This is a genomic window from Faecalicoccus sp. (genome assembly GCF_036552745.1).
Classification (GTDB): Bacteria; Bacillota_I; Bacilli_A; order Erysipelotrichales; family Erysipelotrichaceae; genus Faecalicoccus.
Genome location: NZ_JAXKBY010000046.1, coordinates 1 through 8,603 on the forward strand (window position 1 = coordinate 1; position 8,603 = coordinate 8,603).

Below are 8,603 nucleotides of genomic sequence, written 5' to 3' on the forward strand. Positions count from 1 at the left end.
AATGAATTCGAGTTCTACTGGTTTTAGATGGTTCAAGAATGTTTCGTTGATCATAGGGAATCTCCTTTATATATCAAAGAATATCCCTGAATCTGACGCTATTCATGTTGAATCATCAACTTTTTAGTTGAATTTAGCGAAAATTTTTTAAAAATGGTTAGCCTTAACAAAGCAATACGTTAATATTTTTCACTTATAAAACCTATTGAATTCATATACTATATAAGCAGAAAGTGGGGTGTCCTTATGGCAACAAAAAGTTTTACTGATGTATATACTATTAACCGGTCTGATTTAAAAAGAATTTGTAATATCATGTTGGATACACGGAAGCTTGAACTTAAAACAGTAAAGGGACATCAAGATGTTAGAGACAAAGAAGAACTTCTACGAATTTTAGGATTAAATGAATAAATCTGTTTATAAAACGGTCTGCCTTAATGATTTAATCTATAAATTAAAACTCAGCAACGATGACATCCAAAAAATTCTTGCTGAGTTTTCTTGTCCCTTAAACAAAGATGTAGAATATTTTTTGAAGTTAAAGGCTATAGAATTTGAAAAAGTTAATTTAGCTAGAACCTATTTAGTCTATGCAATCAATAATAATGATTCAAAACTATGTGGAGTCTACTCCCTGGCATCAGGTCATCTTGTGTTGGATTCTAAAATATCAAGGGCTCAAAAGAAAAAATTTTTTGGTACTACCTATTCATTTGGAAGGCACATCAATACACATTTAATTGGTCAACTCTCAGAAAATTATCATAATAACTATAATCAATTAATAAGTGGTACATCATTAATCGAATTAGCATTTCATAGGATAAAAGAAAAAAATAAATACAGCCCAAGTCCAATTATTCATATTGACTGTAAAAATGAATCTAAACTTAGAAAATTTTATGAAAGTGTAGGTTTTTCTTATTTTGGTAAAAATCAAGATAAAGATTTGCTAATTTATCTTATGCCGACCAAAAAACTGGATAGTGTATCTTTAAAATAAAAGAAGCTGTTTGGAAATAGTATCCTTTCCAGAACAACTTCTTTTTTGTTGTTATTTATGTAAGATATGTGCGCAGCGATCGCAAAGTCCATCTTCGTTTTCACTGGTTGTGTAGTTCCAACAACGAGGACAGGCATGACCATCGGCATGTTCAACTTTTACACCGCAGAACTCATACATTGGAAGTTCTTCATTGCTAAAGGCAAACTGGGAAACGATCAACCATTGTTGTGGTTTCTTCACGATTTCTTCCATGATGGCTTTCGTTTGGTCGTCCACATGTACGCTGACCTTGGCTTCCAGGGATTTACCAATCACACCTTGTGCACGGGATTCCTCCATAGCCTTCAATACATCTTTACGAACCTTGAACAATGTTTCCATCTTTTCACGTAAAGCATCCGTATCGAAGTTTAACTCCAAAGATTTAAATGCGGTTAAGTGAATCGATTCTTCATCAAAATGCATGAAGTCGTTGATTTCCTCACAGGTATGGCATAAGATCGGTGCCCACAATTTTGTCAAGACTTCAACAGCTGTATAAAGCACGGTTTGTACCTGACGTCTCTGGTTATCATCGATATTTTCAATGTATAAGATATCTTTTGTGTAATCCAGATAATAAGCACTTAATTCATTTGTCATCAGATTGCTTAAAGTTTGTACAACATCGGCAAAACGATATTCCACATATGCTTTTTCACAAGATTGTACGACATCATTTAAACGAATCAGAATGTATTGATTTAAGGCATCCAGTTCATCAAAAGGCAGACAATCTGTTTTTGTGAATGCCTGATCATCTAAGTTGGCCATCAGGAATCTGAACGTATTGCGGACCTTACGATAGTTTTCACTGATCTGCTTTAAGATGTTTTGCCCCATGGAACAGTCTGCCTGATAGTCCACACTGCAAGCCCATAAACGTAAGATATCAGCACCGTATTTCTTAGTGATTTCACTTGGTGCTACGGCATTCCATTGCGATTTAGACATCTTAACGCCTTTTTCATCCATGACAAAGCCATGAGATAAAACCTGACGATACGGTGCTTTCCCATAAACAGCTGTACCGATGATCAAAGAAGAGTTAAACCAGCCACGATACTGGTCAGAACCTTCAAAGTATAAATCAACCGGATAGTCAAAACCACGTTCGATCATGCAACCGGTATGACTGGAACCGGAGTCAAACCAAACATCCATCGTATCAGTTTCCTTTTTAAAGAGACCGTTTGGCGAATGTTCGTTTGTATAACCTTCCGGCAATAAATCTTTGGCTTCTCTTTCAAACCATACATTGGATCCATATTCACCAACTAACTTGGCTACATGTTCAAAGATAACCGGATCCATCAAAGGCGTTCCGTCTTCTCCATAGATGATTGGAATTGGTACACCCCAGGCACGTTGACGAGAAATACACCAGTCGCCACGATCGGCAATCATGTTGTGCATTCTTCCCTCGCCCCAGCTAGGTACCCAGCTGATGGAATGAATCTGTTCCAACAGTTCATCACGAATTTTATCAATAGAGGCAAACCATTGTGTCGTAGCACGGAAGATGATTGGTTTTTTAGTACGCCAGTCATGTGGATACGAGTGCGTAATAAAGGTTAGATTTAATAAAGCCCCTAATTCGTCCAGCTTCATTGTAACTGTCTTATTGGCATCTTCTACATATTGTCCAGCAAGCCATTCTCCGCAAGATTCCATCATGCGCCCCTGCTCATCAACGTTACAATAAACCGGCAGCTTATAGCGCATTCCTGTATTAAAGTCGTCTTCACCAAAAGCCGGTGCCGTATGCACACAACCAGTACCGGCATCCGCCGTTACATAGTCAGCCAGCATCAACAAGCTTTCACGTTCCGGATACAAAGGATGAGTGCAGGTGATGTATTCAAATTCACTACCTTTGAACGTTTTGATGATTTCAAACGTTTCACATTCAAATTTTGGACATAACTGCTCTACCAGTTCCTCCAACATGATCAGTTTTCCCTTGTCTGTATTAACCAAAGCATAGGTCATATCCGGATGCACACAGATTCCCAGGTTTCCCGGAATGGTCCATGGTGTTGTCGTCCAGATGACAAAATAAGTATCGGTATCTAAAACACCTTTTCCGTCTTTGACCTGGAACTTCACATAGATCGTTGGTGATTTGATATCTTTATATTCGACCTCGGCTTCGGCAAGAGCGGATTCACTGCTTGGTGACCAGTAAACCGGTTTTAATCCTTTATAGATCAAGCCTTTCAATGCCATATCCGCAAAGATTTCGATCTGATGTTTTTCAAATTCCTTCTGTAATGTAATATACGGATGATCATAATCCCCGATCGATCCTAAGGATAAGAAACCTTTCTTCTGGTTTTCTACCTGCTTCATCGCAAAGTCGTAACAAATCTTTCTAAATTCGGCAATACCGATCTTCTTGCGATCATAACCAAGCCTTGTGACAGCCGTTTCAATCGGAAGTCCGTGAGTATCCCAGCCCGGAATATAAGGAACCTTTTCTCCTAACATAAAGTGAGATTTGTTGATGACATCCTTTAAGATTTTATTTAAGGCATGTCCTAAATGAATATCGCCATTGGCATAAGGCGGGCCATCATGCAATACAAACGATTTGGCATCCTTTCTTCTTTCCAACATTTTTTCATACAGTTTTTGATCTTGCCATCTCTTTTGAAATCCAGGTTCCTTTGTCGGAAGCTTGCCTCGCATTTCAAAAGCAGTTTTTGGCATATGCAACGTTTCTTTATAATCCATCTTTTTTCCTCCTGCTTTCATAAAAAAAACGTCCTTTTCCAAGGACGTTAAAAACGCGGTACCACCTTAGTTCACAGATACACTGTGCCCTCAATAAGATAACGGAATCATCCGGAATTTCTTACTATTTTCTTTCAGAAATTCAGCTCCAAAGGGATACCGGTATCCTGCCTCATACAATCTTTTCACCAACCGATTGCTCTCTGATTGAAACATGTAGAAACCGACTTGTCTTTGTCTTTGCCTATACATATTTTTCAAAACGCAAGATCAGTCTGTCCTTTCGTGTGTGATTTTCCACACCTAAAAACTGAAAGCGACCTACCTTACGTATAGAAACGTAATCATTATTACACAATCGATCGTTTTCTTCAAGAACAACATCGTTCAACTTCACAAATCCACTCCGTAATAAATCCATGGCTTTCGAGCGTGAACAATGGGCTAAGGCTGCCACAATCGCATCCATGCGAAGGGATGCGACATGAACCTTAATGATTTCAGTAGAAGCTGTTGGGAAAACAACCGTATAATCTTCTTTAAAACGGACAATAGCATTGGCAATCTTATGACATTCCTGACAAATAAAATCTGTCATTCCTTCTTTACAGACCAAAAGGATTTGATTCTCATCAACAAAGATATCGCCGAGCTGATTTCTTTGCAGGCCTAAATGCATTAAAGCACCAAGCACATCCTTGTGTGTACAGGCTCTTTTTTGTGGAATATATGTGCTTTTTAAGATCACATAATCGTAGTTTGGTTCCAAATCCATCGGCTGGATACAAGCCATCTTGCGAACCGCATTTTCATAACCGCCATAAAATGAGACAAAAAGATCTTTGGGCGCCTGTTGTGCCACAATTCTTTGTTCCACAGGCGTTAAAAAAGAGGTCAAGACCGGTATTTGCCTTTGTTTCGCAAGATCAAATTGATCCTGTAAACGGGCAATAAACAACTCATGACCTCTATAGTATGTACTTCTTATCTCAGATTCAGCCTTAGTCTTCAAAGTCATCTGGATTTCCTAAAGAAATCGATCCCTGTACACCAATTTCAGCTGGTGAACACAAAATGACGTTCTGACCAATCTTCTGGATCTTTCCATCCAGTGCAAAGACAACACCTGTTAAAAAATCAATGGTACGTTGTGCATAGTCACGATCCAGCTTATGCAGATTGACTACAACGGCACGTCCCTCTTTCAAACGCTGTCCTACTTCTTCGGCTTCTCCAAAACTTCTAGGTTCGAATAAAACCATCTTTGTCTTAGCATTTAAAGTCGCTGAATTTGTTCTTGCTTTTGGTCTTTCATATCGATTTTGAGGTTCAGCCTCTGTTTCATTGCTTACAGTTTCAACTGGCTGCGCTTCGTATCCTTCATCTTCTTCTTCGATTGGTGCTACGAAATCTTTTACCTTGTCCATAAATCCCATGGGTAGTACCTCCTGTCTTCAAGTATTATATCATAGAAAAACAATTTGAAAAGTGAAATTCTTGAGAAATCACAACCAGTCGTTTTTCACAAATTTGCGATCGCTTACATTCCGTAATTTATGTCTAACCAACGATCATTTGATCAAGCTGGTAAGCGATATTCTGTGCCTCATCCTCTGATAGAAAAGAATATTTGACCATCTGCCGTAATACTTGTTTTGCCCTTTGTTTCGCAAGAACCGGATTCACATTTAAAGAATAAACGCTGGGCGCATTCGGAATACCGGCTAATAAAATACATTGGGCTTCATTTAAATCGGCAGGATCGACTTGAAAATATCCAAGACTGGCCGCATGAATACCGTAATAGCCTTCTCCAAAATAAATGGAATTGACATAAAGCTCTAAGATTTGATCTTTAGAATATTTGCTTTCGATATCAAAGGCCATAAAAATCTCGGCAAATTTACGTACAAAGTTCTTATCCTGGGTGAAAAATTCATTTTTGGCCAGCTGCTGAGTAATCGTTGAACCACCTTCCACAAACGACATGGCCTTTAAGTTATTTAAGATGGCTCGTCCGATGGCTTCCAAATCAATGCCCTGATGTTCATAAAAATCATGGTCCTCTACCGCTACCACAGCTTTACGATATAATTCCGGAAGCTGTTCCAAAGTAACGTAATCTTCATGGCTTTGAATGCTTTCCATCTTGTCTTCAATGCTTGTCTGATCTATTGCTTCTTTATAATCCATATAGCCAAGTCCCGCAAGACATCCTACGCTCATGGCTGCCAGCAGGAAAATCAGAGCTATAAGCTTACCAATCTTCTTTATCATCTTGCCTTCACGATACGATAATACACTTTAGAGGTCAAGACATATACAACGCAATAGATCAAGGCAAAGACACCAAAACAAATGGCAGTTGTCAAAATAAACAGTTTGATATTATCAAAGTATAATAGACCCATCAGTTTATCGATCAAAGGTAAGGCAAACGCAATATGGATACCGGCAACGATCAATGGCAGGAAAAATACCGTGAGCACCTGTGAATTGATAGAGCGACGAATATCTTTTTTCTCCAGACCGACCTTTTCCATGATTTCAAAGCGTTCCTTATCTTGATAACCTTCCGTGATCTGCTTATAATACATGATCAATACAGTTGCGATCACAAATAAGATGCTTAAGAAGATACCCAGGAATAAGAATCCGGCATATAATCCTAACATATTGATTTGATCGGTATCCCTGCACTCCGTATAAACCCAGGTATAATCTTTTTCACTTTCAAAATCCTCCGTATTATTTAATACATTGAAAAGAGATGCGATTTCTTTTTGAGAACGTGAATCTTCGCTGTCAAAGGCAAATACACTCGTTGGTCGATTTGTGACTTCATAGCTTTGTTCCTGGATTTCCTGCATTTTTAAGACCGTATCCACACTATCCATCACAATAAATAAGCTGGGACTGACCGTACTGGCCGCTTCCTGGTTATCCATAAATTGATTTAACTTTTTTTTGACCTGGAAGCTTTGATCCCCGATACGAATTTCCGGCTGTTCATAATCAATGCGTAAGCCATAGATCATAACTTGTCCGGGATCTAATGTATCTTGTGTATGCATAGCTTCATTGTAGTCTTCTAATGGAATCATATAGATGGTGATCGCATCATTGACATCACTAAGGCCACCTTGATCCAAACCTAGATCCACCGCATTTCCATGTAAGAGTCCACTCATTGATGAATAGCGGTAAAACATCTCGTCCTTGACCTGAATATTTTGATCTTTAACGACCTGCATCAATCGATCTTTTGTCGTATATAAATCATAGTCGCGTAAAGAGACAATGATTTCTCGTGGATATCTTTGATCTAAAATATCCTGCATACCATTCCATAACGATAACGTAGTCGATAACATCACCAGTACCATCGTTGATAGAATACAAATATTAGCCAAACCAATCGCATTTTGTTTCATACGATAGATCATGTTGGAAATACTGATGAAATGATTTGTTTTATAATAATATCGTTTATTCTTCTTTAACAGCTTTAATAATGTCACACTACCGGCCGTAAACAATAAATACGTTCCGATGACTACTAAAATGACCGCAATAAAGAACATGGTAAAAGCCATTAATGGATTTGTAATCGTAATCGCCATATAATAGCCGGTAATTAAACACACCAGTCCGATCAATGCCAGAATCCACTTAGCCTTCGGCTCTTTCTCGCCGACCTTATCACTATTTAATAATTCGATCGGATTGGCAATATGCACCTGCACCAACGAAAAAACATAGATCAAAACATAAATCGCAAAGAATAAAAGAAAGCTGCATAGGATGCCGGATGTCGAAATATAAAAGCCAAAATGCACATCCGCCTGAATCATCCTCAACAACAGCATATACATCAGCTTATCAAATAAGATACCGACAAGAATACCCAGTACCAGCGAAAGAAAGAAACTGATAAATGTTTCATGAAACAGCATGCGTGCAATATGCTTTTTTTCCATTCCTAAAATATTAAATAAACCAAATTCCCGCTTTCTTCGTTTGATCAAAAACGAATAGGTATAAAATAAGAAGATGATAGAGAATACGATAATAACGCCGATTCCAAAGCCTAAAAGCTGCTGAACATAATTGCCACCCATTAAACCGCCGATGCCTTCATTGGTCGATAAAGAAAAGACCAGATAGAAGATCATAACGGTTAGTGAGCTGGATAGAAGAAACGGAATCTGCATTCGCGCATTCTTTTTAAAATTGTCAAGAGCTAAACGAAAGTAAAAGAAATTACGCATGATGAACACCACCTGTTGCCAGCAGTGTCAGCGTATCAGAAATACACTGATACATTTCATCCATCGTCTTTTCGCCGCGATAAATTTGATGGAACACCTGTCCATCCTTGATAAAGAGAACACGCTTGGCATGCGCAGCCGCTTTTGTGGAGTGCGTTACCATGACGATCGTTTGATGGTTTTCATTTAAAGTATTAAAAACGCTTAAAAGCTCTTCGGTGGATTTTGAATCCAGAGCACCGGTTGGCTCATCGGCCAAAATCAATTCCGGATTGGTGATGATGGCTCTTGCCACCGCTACTCTTTGTTTCTGCCCTCCGGAAATCTCATAAGGATATTTATCTAACAGCTCCTCAATTCCCAGCTTGCGGGCAACCGGTATCAACAGATGGATCATATCGTTATATTTCATTTTAGCCAGCACCAAAGGCAAAAGAATATTATCTTTATTGGAAAAGTTATTCGATAAGTTAAAATCCTGAAACACAAATCCTAAATGTTCCCGACGAAATGAAGAAATCTGTTTATCTTTGATCTTAGTGATATCT

At 38.4% G+C, this 8,603-nt stretch carries 8 protein-coding genes and 1 other annotated feature; of the genes, 2 read left to right on the forward strand and 6 right to left on the reverse strand.

All coding sequences use genetic code 11. The features are described 5' to 3' along the window. The first annotated feature begins 246 nt into the window (after positions 1 to 246). Together U0M88_RS02345 and U0M88_RS02350 are read left to right on the forward strand one after the other, a co-directional pair. Positions 247 to 414 (forward strand): hypothetical protein, encoded by a 168-nt coding sequence (locus tag U0M88_RS02345; RefSeq protein WP_168964480.1) that lies wholly within the window; start codon positions 247 to 249, stop codon positions 412 to 414. Continuing rightward, positions 407 to 1,006, forward strand: coding sequence for a hypothetical protein (locus U0M88_RS02350; RefSeq protein ID WP_331868785.1), 600 nt, complete (start codon positions 407 to 409; stop codon positions 1,004 to 1,006). Before U0M88_RS02345 ends, U0M88_RS02350 begins: the two co-directional genes overlap by 8 nt. Before the next feature lie 51 nt (positions 1,007 to 1,057). Here U0M88_RS02350 and ileS read toward each other — a convergent pair whose 3' ends face one another. From ileS to U0M88_RS02380, 6 genes are all read right to left on the reverse strand, one after another. Next, the gene (gene ileS, locus U0M88_RS02355) at positions 1,058 to 3,784 is read right to left on the reverse strand and encodes an isoleucine--tRNA ligase (RefSeq protein WP_331868786.1); all 2,727 of its coding nucleotides are present in this window, start codon (positions 3,782 to 3,784) and stop codon (positions 1,058 to 1,060) included. 37 nt (positions 3,785 to 3,821) lie between these two features. After that, positions 3,822 to 4,034: a binding site (T-box leader), on the reverse strand. Further along, on the reverse strand, positions 4,029 to 4,802 hold the full coding sequence (locus tag U0M88_RS02360; RefSeq protein ID WP_168964477.1) for a YlmH/Sll1252 family protein: 774 nt from the start codon (positions 4,800 to 4,802) through the stop codon (positions 4,029 to 4,031). Its footprint overlaps the feature before it by 6 nt. Beyond that, positions 4,786 to 5,220: a cell division protein SepF gene (locus tag U0M88_RS02365; protein ID WP_117446213.1), complete on the reverse strand. Its 435-nt coding sequence runs from the start codon at positions 5,218 to 5,220 to the stop codon at positions 4,786 to 4,788. Before U0M88_RS02365 ends, U0M88_RS02360 begins: the two co-directional genes overlap by 17 nt. 124 nt (positions 5,221 to 5,344) lie before the next feature. Continuing rightward, complete coding sequence (locus tag U0M88_RS02370) at positions 5,345 to 6,061, reverse strand: transglycosylase domain-containing protein (protein ID WP_117446214.1); 717 nt, start codon at positions 6,059 to 6,061, stop codon at positions 5,345 to 5,347. Then, the gene (locus U0M88_RS02375) at positions 6,058 to 8,055 is read right to left on the reverse strand and encodes an ABC transporter permease (RefSeq protein WP_117446215.1); all 1,998 of its coding nucleotides are present in this window, start codon (positions 8,053 to 8,055) and stop codon (positions 6,058 to 6,060) included. Before U0M88_RS02375 ends, U0M88_RS02370 begins: the two co-directional genes overlap by 4 nt. After that, positions 8,048 to 8,603: ABC transporter ATP-binding protein (locus tag U0M88_RS02380; RefSeq protein ID WP_331868787.1), on the reverse strand; the 556-nt coding region annotated here is incomplete at its 5' end. The genes U0M88_RS02380 and U0M88_RS02375, both read right to left, overlap by 8 nt.

Excerpts from the sequence above, each read along its gene's own strand:
- U0M88_RS02375 (WP_117446215.1), bottom strand. The coding sequence starts at position 8,055 with ATGCGTAATTTCTTTTACTTTCGTTTAGCTCTTGACAATTTTAAAAAG.
- U0M88_RS02360 (WP_168964477.1), bottom strand. The coding sequence starts at position 4,802 with ATGACTTTGAAGACTAAGGCTGAATCTGAGATAAGAAGTACATACTAT.
- U0M88_RS02345 (WP_168964480.1), top strand. The coding sequence starts at position 247 with ATGGCAACAAAAAGTTTTACTGATGTATATACTATTAACCGGTCTGAT.
- U0M88_RS02365 (WP_117446213.1), bottom strand. The coding sequence starts at position 5,220 with ATGGGATTTATGGACAAGGTAAAAGATTTCGTAGCACCAATCGAAGAA.
- U0M88_RS02370 (WP_117446214.1), bottom strand. The coding sequence starts at position 6,061 with ATGATAAAGAAGATTGGTAAGCTTATAGCTCTGATTTTCCTGCTGGCA.
- U0M88_RS02350 (WP_331868785.1), top strand. The coding sequence starts at position 407 with ATGAATAAATCTGTTTATAAAACGGTCTGCCTTAATGATTTAATCTAT.
- ileS (WP_331868786.1), bottom strand. The coding sequence starts at position 3,784 with ATGGATTATAAAGAAACGTTGCATATGCCAAAAACTGCTTTTGAAATG.